Origin of the sequence: Listeria cossartiae subsp. cossartiae, assembly GCF_014224155.1 — a bacterium.
GTDB classification, from domain to species: Bacteria; Bacillota; Bacilli; order Lactobacillales; family Listeriaceae; genus Listeria; species Listeria cossartiae.
Map to the genome: position 1 here is coordinate 103,506 of NZ_JAASUI010000004.1, position 22,999 is coordinate 126,504.

The 22,999-nt window shown below is 39.4% G+C and carries 22 protein-coding genes; all 22 read right to left on the reverse strand.

The features are described 5' to 3' along the window. Position 1 precedes the first annotated feature (1 nt). A complete protein-coding gene (gene whiA, locus HCJ30_RS11905; protein ID WP_008948716.1) occupies positions 2 to 973 on the reverse strand; it encodes a DNA-binding protein WhiA in 972 nt (323 codons plus the stop codon). A gap of 7 nt (positions 974 to 980) precedes the next feature. Beyond that, on the reverse strand, positions 981 to 1,949 hold the full coding sequence (locus tag HCJ30_RS11910) for a YvcK family protein (RefSeq protein ID WP_185392325.1): 969 nt from the start codon (positions 1,947 to 1,949) through the stop codon (positions 981 to 983). A 1-nt stretch (position 1,950) separates the two neighbouring features. Then, complete coding sequence (gene rapZ, locus HCJ30_RS11915; protein WP_070228179.1) at positions 1,951 to 2,826, reverse strand: RNase adapter RapZ; 876 nt, start codon at positions 2,824 to 2,826, stop codon at positions 1,951 to 1,953. A 107-nt stretch (positions 2,827 to 2,933) separates the two neighbouring features. After that, entirely contained in the window at positions 2,934 to 4,664 is a 1,731-nt protein-coding gene (locus HCJ30_RS11920) for a phospho-sugar mutase (protein ID WP_185392326.1), read from the reverse strand. Between the two features lie 41 nt (positions 4,665 to 4,705). Next, positions 4,706 to 5,767, reverse strand: coding sequence for an aldose epimerase family protein (locus HCJ30_RS11925; RefSeq protein WP_185392327.1), 1,062 nt, complete (start codon positions 5,765 to 5,767; stop codon positions 4,706 to 4,708). A 15-nt stretch (positions 5,768 to 5,782) separates the two neighbouring features. After that, the gene (gene galE / locus HCJ30_RS11930) at positions 5,783 to 6,766 is read right to left on the reverse strand and encodes a UDP-glucose 4-epimerase GalE (RefSeq protein ID WP_185392328.1); all 984 of its coding nucleotides are present in this window, start codon (positions 6,764 to 6,766) and stop codon (positions 5,783 to 5,785) included. Positions 6,767 to 6,882: 116 nt separating this feature from the next. Next, positions 6,883 to 7,842, reverse strand: coding sequence for a thioredoxin-disulfide reductase (gene trxB / locus HCJ30_RS11935; RefSeq protein WP_185392329.1), 960 nt, complete (start codon positions 7,840 to 7,842; stop codon positions 6,883 to 6,885). A gap of 78 nt (positions 7,843 to 7,920) precedes the next feature. Then, positions 7,921 to 9,396 carry a tetratricopeptide repeat protein gene (locus HCJ30_RS11940; protein ID WP_185392330.1) on the reverse strand — a complete coding sequence of 492 codons (1,476 nt, stop codon included), beginning with the start codon at positions 9,394 to 9,396 and terminating at the stop codon, positions 7,921 to 7,923. 84 nt (positions 9,397 to 9,480) lie between these two features. Then, positions 9,481 to 9,978, reverse strand: a complete 498-nt coding sequence (locus tag HCJ30_RS11945; protein WP_185392331.1) for an acyltransferase — start codon at positions 9,976 to 9,978, stop codon at positions 9,481 to 9,483. Between the two features lie 3 nt (positions 9,979 to 9,981). Further along, a complete protein-coding gene (ppaX, locus tag HCJ30_RS11950; RefSeq protein WP_008948724.1) occupies positions 9,982 to 10,635 on the reverse strand; it encodes a pyrophosphatase PpaX in 654 nt (217 codons plus the stop codon). Between the two features lie 43 nt (positions 10,636 to 10,678). Next, entirely contained in the window at positions 10,679 to 11,512 is an 834-nt protein-coding gene (gene lgt / locus HCJ30_RS11955) for a prolipoprotein diacylglyceryl transferase (protein WP_185392332.1), read from the reverse strand. 89 nt (positions 11,513 to 11,601) lie between these two features. After that, on the reverse strand, positions 11,602 to 12,540 hold the full coding sequence (hprK, locus tag HCJ30_RS11960; RefSeq protein ID WP_008948726.1) for an HPr(Ser) kinase/phosphatase: 939 nt from the start codon (positions 12,538 to 12,540) through the stop codon (positions 11,602 to 11,604). Between the two features lie 186 nt (positions 12,541 to 12,726). Beyond that, a complete protein-coding gene (locus tag HCJ30_RS11965; RefSeq protein ID WP_003722616.1) occupies positions 12,727 to 13,080 on the reverse strand; it encodes a phage holin family protein in 354 nt (117 codons plus the stop codon). An 8-nt stretch (positions 13,081 to 13,088) separates the two neighbouring features. Further along, positions 13,089 to 13,289, reverse strand: coding sequence for a PspC domain-containing protein (locus tag HCJ30_RS11970; protein ID WP_008948727.1), 201 nt, complete (start codon positions 13,287 to 13,289; stop codon positions 13,089 to 13,091). Positions 13,290 to 13,312: 23 nt separating this feature from the next. Further along, positions 13,313 to 14,524 carry a DUF4097 family beta strand repeat-containing protein gene (locus HCJ30_RS11975; RefSeq protein WP_185392333.1) on the reverse strand — a complete coding sequence of 404 codons (1,212 nt, stop codon included), beginning with the start codon at positions 14,522 to 14,524 and terminating at the stop codon, positions 13,313 to 13,315. 67 nt (positions 14,525 to 14,591) lie between these two features. Beyond that, entirely contained in the window at positions 14,592 to 15,842 is a 1,251-nt protein-coding gene (locus tag HCJ30_RS11980) for a DUF4097 family beta strand repeat-containing protein (protein WP_185392334.1), read from the reverse strand. A gap of 207 nt (positions 15,843 to 16,049) precedes the next feature. After that, positions 16,050 to 18,920, reverse strand: coding sequence for an excinuclease ABC subunit UvrA (uvrA, locus tag HCJ30_RS11985; RefSeq protein WP_185392335.1), 2,871 nt, complete (start codon positions 18,918 to 18,920; stop codon positions 16,050 to 16,052). 7 nt (positions 18,921 to 18,927) lie between these two features. After that, on the reverse strand, positions 18,928 to 20,904 hold the full coding sequence (uvrB, locus tag HCJ30_RS11990) for an excinuclease ABC subunit UvrB (protein WP_185392336.1): 1,977 nt from the start codon (positions 20,902 to 20,904) through the stop codon (positions 18,928 to 18,930). Positions 20,905 to 21,156: 252 nt separating this feature from the next. Next, positions 21,157 to 21,396: a CsbA family protein gene (locus HCJ30_RS11995; protein WP_185392337.1), complete on the reverse strand. Its 240-nt coding sequence runs from the start codon at positions 21,394 to 21,396 to the stop codon at positions 21,157 to 21,159. A gap of 21 nt (positions 21,397 to 21,417) precedes the next feature. Then, positions 21,418 to 22,065, reverse strand: coding sequence for an HD domain-containing protein (locus tag HCJ30_RS12000; protein ID WP_008948733.1), 648 nt, complete (start codon positions 22,063 to 22,065; stop codon positions 21,418 to 21,420). A 21-nt stretch (positions 22,066 to 22,086) separates the two neighbouring features. Next, a complete protein-coding gene (locus HCJ30_RS12005; RefSeq protein ID WP_185392338.1) occupies positions 22,087 to 22,473 on the reverse strand; it encodes a hypothetical protein in 387 nt (128 codons plus the stop codon). Between the two features lie 107 nt (positions 22,474 to 22,580). Beyond that, positions 22,581 to 22,886 carry an ArsR/SmtB family transcription factor gene (locus tag HCJ30_RS12010; RefSeq protein WP_003722626.1) on the reverse strand — a complete coding sequence of 102 codons (306 nt, stop codon included), beginning with the start codon at positions 22,884 to 22,886 and terminating at the stop codon, positions 22,581 to 22,583. Between the last annotated feature and the right edge of the window lie 113 nt (positions 22,887 to 22,999).

A 22,999-nucleotide genomic window follows, 5' to 3' on the forward strand; every position in this document is an offset into this window, starting at 1 on the left:
ATTAACTATTACTGATTTTGAGTCCGACTTGCGCTGGTGTTTCTCCGCTTCTAAGGCGTTCTGCAATCTGATCTAGTTTTCGGAGACGATGATTAATACCTGATTTACTTACTTGCCCAGTTGTTAGCATTTCGCCTAGCTCTTTCAGCGTCACATCTTCATTGGCTATCCGAAGTGCCGCAATCTCGCGCAATCGTTCTGGTAAAGCTTCTAAACCAACTGTTGATTGGATATATTTAATATTATCGATTTGCCTAACTGCCGCATTAATAGTCTTGTTGAGATTCGCTGTTTCACAGTTCACTAGCCTATTCACCGAATTCCGCATATCGCGCATAATCCGAACATCCTCAAAATGAAGAAGTGCGCTAGTCGCCCCAATAATACTCAAGAATTCCGTTATTTTTTCTGCTTCTTTCAAATAGGTAATAAAACCATTTTTCCGTTCAAGTGTCCGCGCATTGAGGTCAAATTGGTTCATTAAAGCGCAAATCGCCTCATTATGCTCCTCATAAACAGAGAAAATTTCTAAATGATAAGAAGAAGTTTCCGGATTATTAACTGATCCACTTGCCAAAAAGGCTCCGCGCAAATAGGCACGTTTGGCGCTTCTCTTCTTAACAAATCCCCTATCAATCGATTTCGTAAACGTCATTGGAGGCTCAAGAATTCGTAAATCTTCCAAAATCCCCCGTGTGCCAGCTTTCAAACGAACGATATATACATTATTTTTTTTCAGCTTCATTTTGCGACGTACAAGAAGTTCAATTGGCACTTCATATAAATCTTTCAGTAATTGATACATTCGTCTAGCTATAGCCGCATTCTCGGTTTGGACATCCATTATCACTAATTGATTTGAAAACGAGATGGCGCCATTCATTCGAATAAAAGCTGCGAGTTCCACTTTTGCATCGCTATCACTTACGTCCATATGGGTTAATTCTTTCTTCGTTTCCGATGCAAATGACATGGCTTACTCACTCCTTTTCGTTATTTTGGTCAGGTAACATTGCTAAAAGCGCATCTGCCACCTTTTCAGCAGCATGGCGCACAAGGCCATCCTCTGTAGAAAGAAAATCTTGATAAATTGCTTCCACACCAAGCTCTTCCATTCCTTTGGCGTTATGCTCTACTTGCGCAACATCCTCTGGGAATAATAGCTCTTTTGGAACTGTGGTCGTATTAATCAACGTTTTGTCGATAAATGATTTCCCCACATGCTCATGGATAACTTTAATATGATCCGCATCTGAGAAAAAGTCGGTTTCGCCAATTTGCGTTAAAATATTGGTAATATAAACTTTCGGAGCCTTACTTGCTATGATTTCATCGGCTAATTCCGTAAGTAATAAATTTGGTAAAATACTCGTGTATAAACTTCCCGGACCAATTACAATCAAATCAGCTTCTTTCACTGCTTCGACTGCTGTCGGATACGGTTTTACATTTTCTGGTTCAATGTAGACACGATTAATATGCTTCCCTTGTAACGGGATAAGCGACTCGCCATGCACAATAGAACCATCTTCCATTTCGGCATTTAAAATAAGCGGTTGATCTGTTGCCGGAATAACTTTACCGCGAATTTTCAGCACTGTAGCCAGAACATTAATCGCATCAACATAACTATCATTCAATTGCGATAAAGCCGTTAAAATTAGATTTCCAATAACATGCCCGGATAAATCGCCATCTACCGCAAAACGATATTGAAATAAATCCACAACTCGTGGATCGACATTGGATAACGCCAGCATCACGTTGCGAATATCCCCCGGTGGAAGCACATCCATTTGCTCACGGATTTTACCAGAACTACCACCATCGTCCGCTACAGTCACAATCGCCGTTAAATGAATATCTTTCTTTTTAAGGCCTTTTAAAATGACTGGAAGACCTGTTCCGCCACCGATTACGACTACTTTAGGTTTCGTTTCCTTTTTCATATTAACGACCCTTTCTACGTTTCATATCTCGGTGTGAAATCGTTGTCTCATATTTTTGTTGGATTGCTTTACCAACGAACTCGGTTAAAGCTACAGAACGATGCTGTCCTCCTGTGCACCCAATGGCAATGACTAACTGCGTCTTCCCTTCTCGTTTGTAAAAAGGAAGTGTAAACATTAATAAATCGACTAATTTATCTAAAAAGGTTTGCGTTTCCGGCCATTTCATCACATATTCATAAACGTCCTCATCAAGCCCTGTCAGCGGACGCATTTTGTCGATATAGTGTGGATTCGGTAAAAAGCGCACATCAAATACTAAGTCTGCATCAATCGGAATCCCATATTTGAAACCAAACGACATCAATTGCACATTGAATACATCTTTATCTTCGGTTTGAAATTCATTATTAATTCGTTCGCGTAACTCGCGTGGTGCCATATTCGACGTATTAATAACTAGTTGCGAGCGCCCTTTTAAATCACTAAGCAGTTCGCGCTCTGCATTAATCCCATCAAGCACTGAACCATTCGGCTCTAGTGGATGGTGACGGCGTGTTTCCTTATAACGCGAAACAAGCACCTTATCATCAGCCTCTAAAAAGAGGATTTTCGTTGTTATAAAATTGGTATTATCTAATTCATCAAGCGCAGGTTCAATCGAATCGAAAAACTCTCGTCCGCGAAGATCCATTACGAGCGCGATTTTATCCATTTTGTCGCTTTCTTTCATTAGCTCCCAGAATTTCGGAAGTAAACTTGGTGGTAAATTATCTACACAAAAATAACCGAGATCTTCTAAAGACTGCATTGCAACTGTTTTTCCTGCCCCAGACATCCCAGTAATGATTACTAATTTTAATTGTTTAGAAGCCATATCTGCCTCATCCTTTCGCACAAATAATATCTACCTTCCATTTTAGCATACTTCTCACTAGAAAATCCCGGAAAAGTCTCTAAATAGAGTTTCCGGGATTTTTCTTTTTAAGCTTCGATATGTTGCATCAAATCAGCTTTTACTTTTTCTAATTTTGCGGTACTTTCTTCCTTACTCTCACCGCGAATGCTAAAGTAGAATTTGATTTTCGGTTCTGTGCCTGATGGGCGTAAGCAGAACCACGAACCATCTTCAAAATAACATTTAATGACATCCGCTGTTGGTAAATGAATCACTTCGGTTTTCCCTGTTGCAATCCAAGTTGTTTCGCTTCTTAAATAATCTTCCGCCCGTTCCACTACAAATCCGCCCATACTCGTTGGCAGTTGTTCGCGGAAGCTACTAGTAATTTCTTTGATGCGCTCGGAGCCATCTTTTCCGCTTAAAGTGAGTGAAACGAGATCTTCATTATAATAACCAAATTCAGCATAAATTTGATCTAAATCTTCCAGTAAAGTTCTACCTTCTACTTTGCTAACAAGCGCCACTTCAGCAATCGCAAGGACCGCTTGAATCGCATCTTTATCACGTGTAAACGGCTTAACCATGTAACCATTACTTTCTTCATAACCAAATTCAAACGTATGCTTACCAGTTTCTTCAAAATGCTTAATTTGTTCCGCGATAAATTTGAAACCAGTTAAAACTTCAATCATTTCAGCGCCGTAATGCTTCGCGATTTCCGTCCCAAGATTACTCGTTACAATCGATTTCAATACCGCCGCATTGGCTGGCAACTCATTTTGCGCTTTCTTTTGTTTCAATAAATAATGTAAAATAATCGCACCAATTTGGTTTCCAGATAAAACTTCGTATTTCCCGTCCGCATTACGAACTGCCACGCCTAAACGGTCAGCATCCGGATCGGTTCCTACTAAAATATCGCCGCCAAACTTTTTACCATATTCAATCGCTAGTAAAAATGCTTCCCGATTTTCCGGATTAGGCGATTTTACCGTCCCAAAATCAGGATCATTCACAAATTGCTCATCTACCTTAACAATATTTGTGAAGCCAACACTTTCAAGCGCAGGCACGCCAAGAATTCCGCCAGTACCATGAAGCGGCGTGAAAACAATTTTCAAATCCTCGCCACGTTCTTGAACAAGCGCTTTATTTACAATCACTTCTTTTAATTTTTCCAAATAAGGACGATCGACTTTTTCGCTAATTACTTCAAGTAAGCCATTTTCGATTAATACTTCTTGATTCGCCACTTCTACCGAAAAAATATCTTCTACTGCATTTATGTACTCAATAACCGCACTCGCGCCAGTTGGAGGCATTTGCCCGCCATCTTCACCGTAAATTTTATAGCCATTGTATTCTGGCGGATTATGACTAGCTGTAATAACGATCCCGCCAAACGCATTTAAATGACGCACAGCAAAAGAAAGTTCCGGCGTTGGTCGAAGTGCATCAAACACATAACTTTTCACACCATGATGACCTAAAACTGCTGCCGATTCAAAAGCAAATTCGCGTGACATATGACGAGGATCATACGCAATAACAATCCCACGCTTCTTCGCCTCTTCGCCGTTTTCAGCCACAAATTGCGCCAAACCTAGTGATGCTTTACGAATAGTATAGATGTTCATACGGTTCGTTCCAGCGCCTAACACACCACGCATTCCCGCCGTTCCAAATTCCATATTCCGATAAAAACTATCTTCCAGTTCCTTCTCATTCGCTTCCATCTTCGTCAATTGCTGTCTTAATGCACTATCCAGTTCTTCATTCGAAACCCACTTCTGATATTCTTCCTGCCAATTCATTCCCTACACTCCTTCGTTGAAAACTACTTTCTTATAATATCTCAGCTCTCCACCGTAAAGCGAAAAGCTGTCCTAGATGTAAAAGGTTTTTCTGGTCTTAGCACGATGTCACCAAATCCGTCGTGATTAATCGCATCCACCAAGCCTTGCGTTTCCATTGTAATACCAGCATATTTTGGCACAGCTTGCCCCTCCATTTCAAAAGAGCCATCCAAACTATTAGCCGTATAAACTAAAACCGCATCACACATCGTTTCCATTTCCAAACGGCGCCCTGACACCGGGTCAAACAAAACCGCATCCGGACAACCATTTTCATGTTTTAAAATAAATGCATGATCAAGCCCAGTGCCAACTAATTTCACTTGCGCATCATCACTTTGAGTAATTTCAGCTATTTCACGCCCCGCTCGTAAATCAAAAATACTATCCTCAACTAACCGAATTTCCCCAATCGGAAGGGACGCTTCATCAATCGGCAAAAAGGCATCGCTATTCACCCAAAGTTGCTGTTGTAAAACTGTGGCTCCAACTTCTCCGTTCAAGTTAAAATAAATATGATTGCTCGGATTATAAATAGTCGGCTGATCCGTTTTTGCTTCATAATTAATCAGCCATTCATTCTTATTATTTAGCGTATAAGTCATTTTGGCATCAATGTTCCCCGGATAGCCATTTTCCCCATCCGCCCAGCAATATTCAAAAGTCATCACAAGCTGATCCAACTCTTCTTCCACAGAAACATCCCAAAGCTTCTTACTAAAATTAAGTTTACCACCGTGACGATGGTTAGCCCCTTCATTTTGAGTCAGCTGAAATTGTTTCCCGTCCAGACTAAATTGGCCTTTACTAATGCGACCAGCAACCGGACCAAGCGTCGCACCGAAATACGGAGAGTGCGCCAAATAATCATCTAAATTCGTAAATCCAAGACTAATATTCGCAAACTCACCAAATTTATCTTTTGTTTCAAGGGAAGTAACAATCGCGCCGTAATTCAACACGCTCATTCGCATCCCGTAGTCATTTACTAGTGTCCACTGCCAGACTGTTTCTCCCTCAAACTCACCAAAATATTCCTTTATTACTTCGATGAAAATCACATTCCTTCATAGTTATTAATAGCCATTTGGATGAGATACATGCCATTTCCAAGCAGTTGCGATAATATCTTTTACGTCTGTATACGTCGGCTCCCAACCAAGAATTTCACGCGCTTTGTCACTAGAAGCAATTAATGTTCCCGGATCGCCCGCACGACGCGGTACAACCTCAGCTGGAATTTCTTTTCCTGTTACAACACGAGCTGCTTCAAGCATTTCTTTCACGGAAAATCCGTTGCTACTGCCAAGGTTGAAAACATTACTTTCTCCACCATTTTTCAAATATTCTAGCGCTCTAATATGCGCATCAATTAAATCTTCTACTTGGACATAATCGCGGATACAAGTACCATCCGGCGTATTATAATCATCCCCATAAATCGCTAATTTTTCGCGTTGACCAAGTGCAACCTGTAAAATGATTGGCACTAGATGCGATTCCGGCTTATGATCCTCACCAATCGAACCATCCGCTTTCGCCCCAGCCACATTGAAATAACGTAGCGCAACAAATTTCATATCATATGCTTTATCGCACCATTTCATCATTTTTTCCATAATTAGCTTTGTTTCACCATAAGTGCTTTCCGGATTTGTCGGCATGTCTTCTGTAATCGGCACACGTTCAGGCTCGCCGTATGTAGCCGCACTCGAAGAAAAGACAATATGCTTCACACCAAATTGCTCCATCACTTCTAAAACAATTTGCGTACCGTAAACGTTATTATTTAAATAAGCTAATGGTACTTCCATCGATTCTCCCACAAGCGAACTAGCAGCAAAATGAATCACACCATCGACCGTTTCTTTTTCAAAAACCGAACTTAAAAACGCCTTATCGCGAATATCCCCTTCATAAAATTTTGCCTTTTTATGAATAGATTCTTTATGTCCAGTTCTTAAATTATCAATAACCACTACTTCATATCCGCGAGTAATTAACTCATCCACTGCATGCGAGCCGATATAACCTGCTCCACCAAGTACAACAATACTCATTACTTATCTCTCCTAACGATAGTCTTTGTCTTCCATTTTACACTACTCAAGCCCATGTAGTCACGCAAAAATGGGTCCAAGATAAATAATCTTAGACCCATTTACGTTTTTTCCAATTATTTTGCTGCTTCTGCCTCTAGTGACTCTTTTAATTCTTCCACATATTTTTGTGCATTTTGTCCAGCAAGTCCGCCGTCGCCTGTAGCTGTTACAATTTGACGTAAGCTTTTCGCACGAACATCTCCTGCCGCAAAAATTCCTGGAAGATTTGTACGCATTTCTTCATCTGTTTTGATATAACCTTCCTCATCTGTAATACCTAGGTTTAAAAATGCTTTCGTAAGTGGCACAAGTCCAACGTAAATGAAAACACCATCCACCGGCATAATCGATTCGGAACCATCTACAGTAGAAACAAGTTTAGCACCTGTTACTTTTTTGCCATCACCAACAATTTCTTCTACCGTACTATTCCAAATAAAATCAACTTTTTCATCTTTAAAAGCACGATCTTGTAAAATTTGTTGTGCCCGTAATTTATCACGACGGTGTACGATTGTTACTTTATCGGCATAACGAGTCAAATAAGTTCCTTCTTCAACCGCAGAGTCTCCGCCGCCAACCACGATTAATTCGCGATTTTTAAAGAACGCTCCGTCACAAACTGCACAGTAAGAAACGCCGCGTCCGCTAAGCTCTTCTTCACCAGCCGCGCCAAGTTTACGGTGTTCAGCCCCAGTTGCAATAATAATCGCCCGAGCTTTATATGTTTTTGCGCCTGCTGTTACTGTTTTAAATTCTTTTCCATCAACGACTTCTTTAATGTCACCATAAGCATACTCAGCGCCGAATTGTTTCGCACCGCTAAGCATCTTGTCGGATAAATCTGGTCCTAAAATGCTATCAAATCCAGGGTAATTTTCTACCTCTGCTGTATTTACCATTTGTCCGCCGGGTACACCGCGTTCAATCATTAACGTATCTAAATCTGCACGGGAAGTATATAAAGCTGCTGTCATTCCAGCAGGTCCCGCTCCAATAATAATCACATCATAAATTTTTTCTTCACTAGCCATTCTCTTTGCCCTCCTCATTTATGTGTATACAATAGTTAGCCTAAATTAATCCTAATACGGAATAGCAAAAAGGTCTATTTATCTGCTCATAGCTCGCTCGATATCGCGCGCACATTTTCCACATTCAAATTCTTCTACTAATTGAAGTTTCATTTGCGGTAAAAATAGCTTTGCAATCGCACTCGCCACCGTTTCTATCGTATAACGACCCAATATCAAATCTTTCCCCGCATCTGTTAAAACAAGTGAAAACATCTGCTTATATAGCGCCATATTTTCGTCGTTTAACAAAATGCCTTTTTCTCTTAAAATCATCATCGCTTTGGCAATCAAATAACCGTTTTGTTCGATATCTCCATCTGGGAAATAATCAAAATTAGTAAACATCAAATGCTCCATATACGACCAATCACTCATATCAAGTAGCGGATGGAACAACACTAATTCCGGACGATTACTAGAAATCGTTAACGCGTATACACCAAGCATATGAACCAAATCATCTTCCTCTTGAAGCATATCAAGAACAAGCCGCGTATCATTCGTTAAATCCGCCTCTTGCTCAAACGGAAACCTAACATCCTCATACAAATCACACTCTAAAAAGGAATGCCAAAACATTTTCGCGCCTTCCACATCATCTAAATAATAGGCAGCTTTTGCCCGGTAATAATAATATTTACTACGCTCCGTCACTTCCAAATCAGCCACTTGTTCCAGCAAATCATCCGCTTCCTCATACTCACCCATCATCGCATGAATCAAACCAAGCTTTTCTTTATGATGCGCTAAAACCGGCAATACATCTCGCAGTTCCAAATAAAGCGCATCCGCCTCTTGACGATTCCCCTTATAAAAGTGATAAATAAACAAATCACAAATTCCTAAAAGATTTCCTGGGTTTCTCGAAAGCAAATCACTTAAAACTTTAATGCCCTCTTCTTCTTTCAATTGCTCAAAATAAAGCGCTGCAAGTTGATTATAAGCAGGCCAAAAATTAGGTTTCTCATCAATGACTTTTCTTAAAATGTCGCAAGCCGACGCACTATCTTCTTCCGCTAAATAGCGATTAATTTCTTTTTTATAAGCATAGAATTCCTGCTCTAATTTCGAAAAACCATTTTCAAGTGTTTCGCCAAATGGAGTTTCTTCCAGCAAGACTTCAATTAAATCTTTGGCTTCTTCGGTATATTCCCCGTCAGATACAGTATCGACATAACGATTAGCATATTGCAACGCTCTTCGATAGTCTTTCATATACGCGAAATTATTTGCAATAAAATAATAGCAGTATTCCATATTGCCATTACGCTGTTCTAAAACATCTCTAAGTAGTTGATTCGATTTATGGAATTGCCCAATTTCTGTATAGCATATCGCCAGCTGACAAAGAATGACAGCTTCTCCCGGTTCCAGTTCGGATGCCCGTACTAAATATCTAATGGCTTCTTTAATTCTTTGATCACGAAACGCTTCAACACCGCGTTCAAAATAAAACTGACCATTTGGATAAAATGGATAGATTTTTGCGGGTGTTTTTTTGCCTTTTTCCATTTTTCCACCTCCAACATTATCCTTATTCTAATGAGTATATCATAGAATTTATCACTTTGGGCGACAAAAAAGCTACTTTGGCATTTACTCCAAAGCAGCTTTTTCTTTAATGATTAATGGATTCCCATATGCAAAACTTTCTGCCGGAACATCCTTTGAGACAACCGCACCAGCAGCAACCACCGCGCCGTCTCCAATTTTGGTGCCAGGAAGAATGGTGACATTCGCGCCAACCATCACATCCCGGCCAATCACAACATCCCCCACATGATACTCAGAAAGCAAATATTCATGCGTCAAAATAGTCGTATGATAACCAATAATCGTATTTTCACCAATCGTAATCTTTTCCGGGAAAAATAAATCCGGCATAACTTTATAGGCAATAGCAGTCTTTTCGCCTATTTTCATCCCAAGACAGGCACGATAAATATTACGTTTACCACCCATCCAAGGAAAAAAACGACCAAATTCAATAACAAGTGTATTTCTCAACGCCTTCCAAAAAGAAATCGTTTTATATACTTGAAAAAGTGTGTTGACTGTTTCATCGGGTGCCTTAAACCTATCCAGCCGTCTCAAAATCTATTCCTCGTCCCTAACGATTGCGAGTAAGTCACTCATTTTTTCTAACATAAAATCTGGTTGAAATTCTGCCAAATGTTCTGGGCCTTTAATCGCCCAAGCCACGCCAGCAGTCAGTGTTTCCGCATTTTTCCCAGCTTCAATATCATGGTAATTATCACCAATCATAATTGCTTCTTCTTTTGTCGCATTTAGCAGAGAAAGAGCCATTTCAATACCTTCTGGATCTGGTTTAGCATTAGACACTTGGTCTAACCCAATCACCACTTGAAAAAACTTATCCAAGCCAGTCACTTTAAGGCCGCGCATAATCGTATCATACATTTTCGTCGATACAATCCCCAATTTATAATCTTCTTCATACAACGCACGAATCGCTTCATAAACCCCATCGTACTCTAAAATCAAATCGTCGTGATGCTTCAAATTATACTCGCGGTAAAAAGCACGCATTTCATCCGCATGCGCTGGATTGATTTCTCGAAAAGTTTCCATTAAAGAAGGCCCGATAAACGGTAAAATATCCTCTCTAGTAAAAACCCGGTCCGGCAAGAACTCTTGCAACGTCACTTGAAACGTTTTAATAATCAATTCATTCGTATTTATAAGCGTACCATCTAAGTCAAACAACAATGTAGTAATTTTCCCAGTCATAATTTCTTCCTTTCTTAATCAAACTCGAAAATCTCCAACTTTTTTATTTCTTTTTAACTACTTTACCAAATTTATCTTCCATATAATATGGCGGATTCATTTTCAAACGACGATAAATAATTAAGCCAATTGACAGAACAATTAGTAGTAAAGATAGTACTTGCGAAACTCTAAAGTCACCCCACATCAAGCTGTCCGTCCGCATTCCTTCAATAAAGAATCTTCCAAATGAATACCAAATTACATAACTAAGAAACAATTCCCCGCTGCGAATTTTTGTGCGGCGAATAATTAGTAAAACGATAAATCCTAGCACATTCCATAAACTCTCATACAAGAATGTCGGCTGATAATAAGCACCATCTATGTACATCTGGTTGATAATAAAGTCTGGCAAATGAAGCCCTTCCAGAAAAGCGCGAGTTGTTTCAGCCCCGTGCGCTTCTTGGTTCATAAAATTACCCCAACGGCCAATCGCCTGCGCAATAATCAAACTCGGCGCAACAACATCCGCAAGTTGCCAGAACGAAATCTTCTTAATCCGCGAGAAAATAATAGCCGTAAGAACCGCACCAATCAACGCACCATAAATCGCGATACCACCGTGCCAAATCTTCACTATTTCTCCGAGATTATTCTTATAAAAATCCCATTCAAAAAGAACATAATAAATTCGCGCACTAATAATCGAAATTGGAATCGCCCAAATTAGCAAATCCACAATAATTTCTTTATCCATTTTGCGCTTATTTGCCTCGCTTAACGCAAGAAGTAGCGCAATCACCACAGCCGAAGCAATAATAACTCCGTACCATTTTACAGAAATACTACCAATTTGAATCGCCACTGGATCCAGCGGCTGAACACCATTACCCATAATTCCCCTACTTTCAAAAAGACAACTCCGCAACCAAAACAAGATACTTTTAATGTCAGTTTGGCTGCGGAGGTACTTTCTCTATTTATTTAGTCATTCATGCTGCTGTTATGACCTATTAAATTGTTAAGGTCTTGTGTAAATTGCTCTGCCGCATTATATCCCATATTCTTCAATCGGAAATTCATTGCCGCTACTTCAATAATAACAGATAAATTTCGTCCCGGACGTACTGGAACAGTAATTTTTGGAATGTCCATGTCAAAGATTTTTGTCATTTCTTGGTCTAAACCGACACGATCATAATGCTTGTCAGGATCCCAGTTTTCAAGGTGCACAACGATAGTAATCTTTTTACTGGAACGAACAGCTCCTGCTCCGAACAAAGTCATTACATTAATAATCCCAAGGCCACGAATCTCTAGTAAATGCTCAATAATCGCTGGCGAGGAACCAATTAACGTCATTTCATCCTCTTGACGAATTTCTACGTTATCATCCGCTACAAGTCTATGCCCACGTTTTACCAGTTCAAGCGCTGTCTCACTTTTACCAACACCACTGCTTCCCGTAATCAAAACACCTAGGCCATATATATCTACTAAAACACCATGCATCGATATAACCGGCGCAAGTCTGCTTTCTAAGTAATTCGTAATATAAACAGATAAACGCGTCGTTTTAAGTCGCGAACGCAGTACTGGAATATCCGCTTCTTTCGCCGCAGCTACCAATTCTTTCGGTACTTCTAAATTTCTAGAAATCACAAAAGCAGGAGTCCGCTTCGTACACATTTGTTTATATCTTTTAAGACGCTCTTCTGGTTCCATACCTTCTGAAAACGATATTTCCGTCATGCCAAAAAGTTGTACACGATCTTCTGGATAATAAGAGAAAAACCCTGTAAGTTCCAGTCCAGGCCGAGATAAATCACTAGTTAAAATTGGCCGTTCAAGTCCCGTTTCCGAACAAATTAGCTCTAAATTAAGCCGTTCCTTTAAATCCTTTACCGTAACCGATTTTGTCATGCAAGTACCTCCAAATGAATTATAAAAGTCCATTACTGTTCGCTACAAAATATTATTTAGAAAGCTCCCTATCATTTTAGCACTTTCGAGAGAATCAGGCTACCTCTTTCTTTCCAAATGGCTCTACATAGCGAAACCAGCTACATTTAAAAAGCTGTTTTAAGCCTCAAAATGTAGCTGGAAAGTTTAATTTTCTTTATTACCCCATAAAACGGAATTAATAATCATGTTTGCGAAAGCCATAATTGCCGCCAGAATTAATGCCGTTCCGAAACCGTCAATTTGGAAAGAATCTCCAATAAAGAAGGTAGTCATTTCAAGCATAATTGCATTGACAACAAAGGTGAAAAGTCCAAGTGTGAAAATATTAATCGGTAAAGTTAAAAGGAGTAAAATAGGTCTAATTAGCATATTAAGAATTGCTAATATAAAACTCGCTAGTAGCGCTGTCGTGAACCCATCTACATGAAAACTTGTAAAGAATCCAGATAAAGCTACGAAAAGCACCGAGTTAATAATGACGCCTATAATCCAACGCATGTTTTAGTTCACTCCCATTCTGATTCAGGTGTTCTTTTTGGAATAATGATAGCCGCGATGATGTAAAGTAAAATACCAGAGCCCAAGAATAAGCTAGCTACAACCCATAGTAAACGTACAAGCGTAACTTCAATATTAAAATACTCTGCTAACCCACCACAGACACCGGCAATCATTTTTTGTGAAGAAGATTTATATAACTTTTTCATTGTTTTCCCTTCCTTTCATTTTATTAAACGTTTTTTGTTTCAAGTTCAGAAACTTTGATAATACCATTTCCAACTTTGGCTTGAAGTGTTGCCATGCTGATTTCTTCGGCATTTTGAGTAAAAACAAACGTTCTTTCTGCATCGTCCCAAATTTTAGCATTTTTCAAGTCAAAATAGATTTTTTCTTTTTTCGTTCCAAGCGTTCCATCGACATTCCACGTTGGCGGAATTTGAACGCGAATATCACCATTTGGTGCATCTAAATCAGCCGCTGAAGAATTATCATTTTCGAGAATATATTCCACATCACCTTGAGCTGCTTTGGCAATGGTTGTAAGGAAGTTTCCTTGAAGGGCAATATCACCTTTTGCAGTAGACATATCTACATTTTCGACTGTGCTGCGTTTGAAGAAGATTTCACCATCCGCTGATTCGGTGCTAAGGAATTTCCCACTAGCCCCTGATGAACGAATATCACCGTGACGTGTTTTAATAATCGCGTCTTCTGCAGCCGTATCATCATATTTCAAATTACCATTTAGCAATTGAATTTTTACTTGCTCATATAAGCGTTTTGGAATCGTAATCACTAAATCTGTTTTTAACAGTTCATTTTTTGATTCAAAAGTGAAACTATCTGGGGAAATATCTAGCATTGTTTGGCTAAAGAAGTAATCCCACAGTTTTTCTTCACTTAATTGACGAATTGAACGCGCTTTTTCATGTACAGCTAAAACTGCGCGAAGTTTCATTTGATCTTTGTCCCAAGAACGAATAATAACATCCCCGGTCGCCACTCGAATTGTAAATGAGCGGAACGTCGCGCTATCAAAATTAAATTCTCGTACTGGACGAGGACGTGCTTCTTTTTTTCTTGCGCCGTGATGAATCGGCTCAGCACTTTCAGATCTTTGTCTTCTGTGATGATGGCTATTTCTCATCGCTTCTCGTACTTCCTGTCTAGCTTGATTTCGTCCAGCGTGGCGATTTCGTTTTTCTTCCACGCGGCGACGATGCCGTTCGAGCACTTCCTCATTACTTGTATCAGAAGAAGGAATCACAAACAAGGCAACTATATAAGCGATAATCGCAATACCGGTTTTCATCGTAACAATCGTGATGATGATATAAATAAGTCGCAAAAGTGTGGCATCTATTCCTAGAAACTCAGCTAGTCCGCCAAATACACCGCCGACTTTCCGGTCCACTCTTGATCTTCTTAATTTTTTATCCATGTTAGTTCTTCCTTTCTTATTTCTATGTAAAATCTAGCGCGCATTCACGGCGCTAGATTTTAGTTGATTATTTTACATCGCGAATTTTCACGGAACCAGTTGTTGCTTCTGCTTCGATTTTCAAGGAAGAATCAGCTGCATCCGGTAATTTAGTGAAGACAATGGATTTGCTCACAGATTCCGTTTTAGATTCAAGAATTTCTGCATCTTTTAAATCTAAAAGTAATTTACCAAGGTTTGTGTGGAAACGGCCATCTACGCCAATTGTTGCTGGTACAATCACTTCGATATTTCCTGCACCAGTTTTTGCTTTTAAGAAAGTAGCTTCGTTTCCAGTTAATTGATAATTGACGTTACCATTTTTAGTTTGCAAATTCGTGGAATAGTAATTACCTTTGGCTGCTACGTTACCGTTGAAAGTTTTAAGGGCAACATCGCGAATTTCACCGTTTTGGATACGAACATTACCGTTAATGGATTCAATTTCTGCTAAAGTAGCATTTAATGTACCAAGGCTGATATTACCATTGGTTGTTTTCACAAATAAATCACGACCAGATAATTCATCCAAATGGAAGTTACCATTCAGCATTTTAACGGAAACATAATCATACTCACGACGCGGCAAGTATACGGTTAAGTTGGTAACGATTTGTTTCGATGTAGATTCAAAACGTAATGTTTCTTCGTCCACACGTAAAGTCGTTTTATCAAAGAAGATTTTAAGTGCTTCATCTTCTGGATATTCTTTGAACAGTTTAATCATCGCGTGTACTTTAATATCGTTTGAATCAGATGGTTTAAATTCAACATTACCATTAGCAATTTCAAATTCTAAAATAGAAAGTGTTGTATCATGGTAAACGAAGTCGCGTTCGATTTTTGTGGATGTTAGGAACGGGAATGGCATATCTTTCACTTGTTTAAATGCATTGTTTAGGAAAGAACCAATTTTTTCACCCGCTTGGGATAAATCGTTAACCATGTTACGCATGGACTCTTCGCGATCTTTGGAAGTATTTTCGCCTTCATCTTCGTATCTTTCGTGATTTTCTGGATTTGGTTCAGGGCGTCTTTTACGGCTTTTTGGTGCAGTATAAGGATTGCCTTCGTTGTTCCAGCCTTTGCTGTAATCATAAGCCGGTTCTTCTTGCTCTTCGAATTTTTCTTCTTTCGGAGCTGCAGAACGACGAATATTTTCTTTGGCTGCTGTTTTACCTTCTTTTTTGGAAATATTTTCAAGTAGAGTAAGGGCTTCTTCTGTAGAAATAATACCTTGTTTTACTAATTCGAGAATACGTTTGCGTTCATTTTCCATTTTCATTTCCTCCTATAATTTAGGCTAAACTATTTTAGGCTTGCTTTCACATGCAAGTGAGATATCTGTTTTAACTATGTCTCTATTATGAAGGAAAAAATAATTTCTGTCATACAACCAGAGGATGATTATTTGTTTGGACTTTGGGTGGTTTGGTCTTAGGAACTAAAAAAATTCCGCTTATATTTTTAATAAGCGGAATTTGGGTTATTTTTTCTTAGCTGTTGCGATTCGTTCTTCGGTTCGTTCTTTATCGCGTTCTAAAATTGGTTTTAAGTACTTGCCTGTGTAGGATTTTTTGGAACGAGCGATTTTTTCTGGTGTGCCAGTTGCGATAATCTGACCACCGCCATCGCCACCTTCTGGACCTAAATCGATCAAGTAATCAGCTTGTTTGATAACGTCAAGGTTGTGCTCGATAACAAGCACTGTGTCGCCATTTTCTTCAACAAGTCTTTGTAAAACTTTGAGTAAACGGCCGATATCGTCTGCGTGAAGTCCCGTAGTTGGCTCATCGAGAATATAAAATGACTTACCGTTACTGCGTTTATGGAGTTCAGAGGCTAGCTTGACACGCTGCGCTTCTCCACCGGAAAGAGTTGTTGCTGGCTGCCCAAGTCTAATATAGCCAAGGCCAACGTCTACAATTGTTTGTAGTTTGCGCGCAATTCTTGGTTGGTTCGTGAAGTATTCTAGTCCTTCTTCGACAGTCATTTCTAATACTTCTGCGATATTTTTACCTTTGTAGCGGATGTCTAATGTTTCACCATTATATCGTTTTCCATGACAAACTTCGCAAGGGACATACACATCTGGCAAAAAGTGCATTTCGATTTTGATAATTCCATCGCCTTTACATGCCTCACAGCGGCCACCTTTTACGTTGAAGCTAAAACGGCCTTTTTTATAGCCGCGTACTTTTGCTTCGTTGGTGCTTGCGAACAGGTCGCGAATATCATCGAAAGCGCCTGTGTATGTTGCTGGGTTAGATCTTGGTGTTCTTCCGATGGGCGATTGGTCGATATTGATGATTTTTTCTAGATTTTCGATACCTTTTATTTCTTTATGTTCGCCTGGTTTGGCGTGGTTACGATTTAGTTTTCGCGCTAATGCTTTGCGTAGTACTTCATTCACGAGCGAGCTTTTTCCTGAGCCGGAAACTCCGGTAACACATGAAAAAGTGGCTAGTGGAATTTTTGCGTTTACGTTTTTTAGATTGTTAGCTTTTGCGCCGATGATTTCTAATTCTAAGCCATTTCCTTTTCTTCGTTTAGCAGGAACTGGAATGAATTTTTTGCCGGAAAGATAATCTCCGGTAATGGAATTTTTATTTTTAGCTACCTCTTCTGGGGTTCCGGCTGCGACAATACGTCCGCCATGTTCACCAGCACCTGGACCGATATCAATTAGGTAATCCGCGGCCATCATGGTATCTTCATCATGCTCAACGACTATGAGCGTATTTCCGATATCGCGCATGCTTTGGAGTGTACTAATTAAACGGTCGTTATCTCGCTGATGCAGTCCAATGGAAGGCTCATCAAGGATGTAAAGCACACCTGTGAGTCTTGAACCGATTTGGGTTGCTAGGCGAATTCGTTGTGCTTCTCCGCCAGATAAAGTTCCAGCTGCACGGCTCATCGTGAGATAGTCGAGTCCGACATTCTTTAAGAAACCTAGTCTACCTCGGACTTCTTTAAAAATTGGAGCTGCAATTTGCGTTTCTTTTTCGGAAAGTTCTAGTCCATCAAAGAAAGCAAGTGCTTCGTTGATCGAAAACTCGCTGATTTGGCCAATGTGGTGGTCGTTTACTTTAACAGAAAGGGTTTCTTCTTTAAGACGATAGCCTTTACACGATGGGCAAGGTAAATCCGTCATATATTGCGCCATTTGGTCACGAGTGAAGTCGGAATTGGTTTCGCGGTAGCGTCGTTCAATATTAGGAAGTATCCCTTCGAACGGAATCCAAGTTTCACGTGTCATGCCAAAATCATTTTTGTATTCGAAATAAAATTCTTTGTCTTTGGAACCGTTTAGAATGATATCTAGTTCTTCTTTAGTTAGTTTTTCAAGTGGTGTATCCATATCGATTCCAAATTCTTTACAGGCGGAAGCTAGCATTTGCGGGTAATATTGCGAACTTATTGGACGCCAAGGAACAATAGCGCCTTCGTTTAGAGATAGGCTTCGATCTGGGATAACTGTATCGACGTCGACTTCTAGTTTGGTTCCAAGGCCATCACATGTAGGACAAGCGCCAAATGGGCTGTTGAAAGAGAACATTCTTGGTTCTAGTTCGCCAACGGAAAAACCACAATATGGACAAGCGTAGTGCTCACTAAATAGCAGTTCTTTATCGCCCATTATATCGACAACGGCATAACCATCTGCTAAGCGAAGTGCCGCTTCAATTGAATCGTATAGACGCGTATTGATGCCTTCTTTGATTACAATACGGTCGATGATGATTTCGATGGAATGCTTTTTATTTTTTTCGATTTCGATTTCGTCATTGATGTCGTAAATTTCGCCATCAACACGAATTCGTACGTAACCTTCTTTTTTGATTTCTTCAATCGTTTTCTTATGTGTACCTTTTTTGCCAGAAACGATTGGTGCCATTATCTGGATACGAGTTTTCTCTGGATATTCTAGGACCCGATCTACCATTTGTTCGATTGTTTGCGACGTGATTTCAATGCCATGATTAGGACAAACTGGATGTCCAACTCGAGCATAAAGTAGACGCAAATAGTCGTGGATTTCCGTAACAGTACCAACTGTAGAACGCGGGTTACGACTTGTTGTTTTTTGGTCGATGGAAATAGCCGGGCTTAATCCTTCAATTAAATCCACATCTGGTTTATCCATTTGCCCTAAAAATTGGCGTGCATATGCAGATAAAGACTCGACATAACGTCTTTGACCTTCCGCATAAATTGTATCGAAAGCAAGCGAAGATTTACCTGAACCTGAAAGGCCAGTCATAACTACTAACTTATCTCTAGGAATCTCTACATCAATGTTTTTTAAGTTATGGGCTCTTGCACCCTGAATTACTATTTTCTCTTTATCCAATTTCGCTTCATCCTTCCGCTTTTATTTCCAGTAAAGCATCGCGAAGTTCCGCAGCACGTTCGAAATCAAGTGCTTTAGCTGCTTCTTTCATTTCATGTTCCATACCTTCAATGAATACATCGCGTTCTTTCTTAGACATCTTACTTAAATCATGTTGCTTCACTGCTTCTCTTTCATCTGCGGCAGAAGTTGCTGCGATGATACCACGAATTTCTTTTTTGATTGTTTTTGGCGTAATGCCGTGTTTTTCATTATATTCGATTTGGATTTTACGACGACGCTCTGTTTCGCCAATAGAATTGCGCATTGAGTCGGTCATTTTATCTGCATACATGATTACTCGGCCATTTTCATTACGCGCTGCACGTCCCATTGTTTGAATTAGTGAACGTTCGGAACGTAGAAATCCTTCTTTATCAGCATCTAAAATAGCTACAAGGGAAACTTCCGGTAAATCGATTCCTTCACGCAGCAAGTTAATTCCAACGATAACGTCATACACACCAAGTCGTAAGTCGCGAATGATTTCAATTCGTTCTAATGTTTTTACTTCCGAATGTAGATATTGAACTTTGACGCCAGCTTCTTTGAGATAGTTGGTTAAATCCTCGGACATTTTTTTCGTTAGCGTGGTGATTAAGACACGTTCATTTTTCTCGACGCGATCGTTAATTTCATCCATTAAGTCATCTATTTGACCTTGAATTGGGCGAATTTCTACAATTGGGTCTAGTAAGCCAGTTGGTCGAATGATTTGTTCAATCACATCTGGATTTTTTTCTAGTTCATATGGGCCTGGTGTGGCGGATATGAACATGATTTGGTTGATATGTTTCTCAAATTCTTCTAGTCGCAGTGGACGGTTATCTAAAGCACTTGGTAGTCTAAATCCGTGATCAACAAGCATTTGTTTTCTCGCTTGGTCCCCGTTGAACATTCCGCGGATTTGCGGCATCGTCACGTGTGACTCATCTATAACCATTTGGAAATCATCTGGGAAGTAGTCTAATAAAGTGTATGGTGTCACTCCCGCCGGACGTAGGGATAAATGTCTGGAATAGTTTTCGATACCTGAGCAGTAGCCCATTTCTTCCATCATTTCTAAATCATAATTCGTCCGTTGTTCCAGTCGTTGTGCTTCGAGTAACTTATTATCTGCACGCAAGACTTTGAGACGGTCTTCTAGTTCTGCCTTTATATTGACAACAGCTTTTTTCATAATATCTGGTCTAGTAACAAAGTGAGATGCTGGGAAAATCGATACGTGTTCTCTTTCGCCGATAATCTCGCCAGTAAGTGCATCTACTTCTCTAATCCGTTCAATTTCATCACCGAAAAATTCAATCCGCATACAGTGTTCATCTCTTGATGCTGGGAAAATTTCAACTACATCACCGCGAACACGGAAGCGTCCACGTTGGAAATCTATATCATTTCGATCATATTGAATGTCTACTAATTTGCGGAGTAACTCATCGCGGCTAATCTCCATACCGACACGAAGCGAAACGAGCATCTCTCCGTATTCAATCGGCGAACCTAAGCCATAAATACAAGATACACTGGCGATTATAATGACATCGCGCCGTTCAAAAAGAGCAGCTGTAGCAGAGTGACGAAGCTTATCAATTTCATCATTGATACTGGCATCTTTTTCGATATATGTGTCGCTTTGTGGAACGTAGGCTTCTGGTTGATAGTAATCATAATAACTAACGAAATATTCTACTGCATTATTTGGGAAAAACTCTTTAAATTCACTATAAAGCTGACCTGCTAGCGTCTTATTGTGCGCCATGACAAGTGTTGGTTTATTTACTTCTTGAATTACATTGGATACAGTAAAAGTTTTCCCTGTACCGGTTGCCCCAAGTAAAGTTTGGTGTTTCAAGCCTTTTCTCAATCCCGCAACTAATTGTTCAATTGCTCTAGGTTGGTCTCCTTGTGGACTATACTTAGAAACTAACTCAAATTTATCCTTCAACTCGGATTCCCCCTATTCTTTATCGGTCCGATTCTGGCATCTGAAAAGCTTTACTTGTGAAAAGTCCAGCAAAGCAAAAAGCGGATTTTTTTCAGATCCGTTAATGTATCTATTTTAGCATAAATATTTTAATTAGCCTAGCAAAAACCGAACATATTTTCGCATTTGTTGAAAAATAAAAAACGCAACCTGTTGATTACGCTTTTCTTTATTTTATCACTTTTACGTAGTTCTACCTATATATTTGCTTTGTTAAAAGTCACTGCCACTCTTCTTCAAACGGCGTAGCATATATGTTGCAAGCACAAAACCAATCGTCATCGAAAACGCATCAAGCACAATAAGCCACAGCGAATTCGTATAACCTAACTTGGCAGACGCAGCAATTAAAATCACCATCAAAAGCAGTGCCACATAACGATTATAGGTGATTCGCGCAAAGAGGATCACAAGTAGGCAAGGGAAAATAAGCGCAGATATAATTTGATCCATCTTACTTTCCTCCCCTTTTTTTTACGCGTCTCGTAATGCTTTTGTCGTTATTTCTGTCGTAAGCTGTGGTAATTCTGTTTTTTCGATACCTTTTTCAGCAAGCATATCTGGCAAAATTTCTTTTAAAAAGTACTTCACACTAGCCATTTCTCGGTATTGATAAATGGTCGCAAGTGCTTCACTATAAATTTCCACAAAAATGTTCTCTGGATTGCCTTTTTGAATTTCGCCAAAGGATTCGTATAACAAATCTACTTTATCAGAAATAGCGAGAATTTTCCCTTCTAACGTACTGTCTTTACCTTCTTTTAGCAAATGACGATAAATCGGTTGAAAGGTTTTTGGAATTTCTCGCTCGATAAAGTTTTTTGTCATACTTTCTTCTACTTCTGAAAGCATTTCGCGCAGTTCCGTTGTTGCGTATTTCACGGGTGTTTTGATGTCCCCGATGAAAAGCTCTGAATAATCATGATTTAGTGCTTTTTCGTATAATGCGCGCCAATTCACTTCATTCCCAGCTTCTTCCTCTACCGCACCGAAAAATTGGGCAATCGAAGTTACTTTATAGGAGTGTTCTGCAACAGAATGCTCTTGATATTTAAATTTTCCTGGGCAACGATAAATGTTTTCTAAATCTGATAAACTTTGGAAATATTGATGGATTCCCATAGTATCCCTCCATTCTTCGTTTTATTCCTCGCGTTTTTGCTTTTTATTGGCTGGATTAGTATTTTCGATTTCACGCATCATCAGCGCCGCGCAGTAACCAATTAGCGCAATCATTGCAGCTGAATACGTTCTAAAGTTATCGGTAGCAAAAATAAAAATAATGGCTGAAAATAAAAATGTGGTTAATATTCCCCAGCTAAATAGCTTCGCCCCGCGTGCCGTTCCAACTTTCATATGTGAGTAAATCCCCACATAACAAATCAATTGAATCAAAATAAATTGAACAATGGATAAACCGATGACTACCGTAAGATTGTGATTCCACACGACTGCTAAAATCGAAATAATAATCATCACAATAATTCCCGTAATAACAATGAATTTTTGCATTGGTGATAATTTCTTCAAAATACTTCCTCCAAGCTTTTATTTGTTACTTACTTTACCATAATCTCTGTTTATTTGGGATAAAAAACACCCATCATTCCTAAAAAAGGTTTTCTGAGCGTTCCCAATTAATGATGATGCACATGTCGGATTGCTTGTGTGAGTAGTTCTAATACATGGTTATCATCTTGCATATAATAAATGGTCGTACCTTCACGTCTCGATTTCACAAGCCTTAAATTCTTTAAAAATCGCAGCTGATGTGACACAGTTGTTTGGTTAAACGCAAGTGTCCGTGCAATTTCGTTCACAGAGTATTCGCGGTCTTGAAGCAAATTTAAAATCTGCACACGCGTGGGGTCAGAAAGCGCCTTAAAAATTTGTGTGACACTAAATAGCGTTTCTTCATCTAATGGTTGTTTTGCGTTTTCCATTGAATATCACTCCATTTTCCATATATGGTCATATACTCATATGATACTTAAATAGGAATGATTCCGCAAGTTTAACAACACATCTACTAAAAAATGATTAAATATGAGCAAAA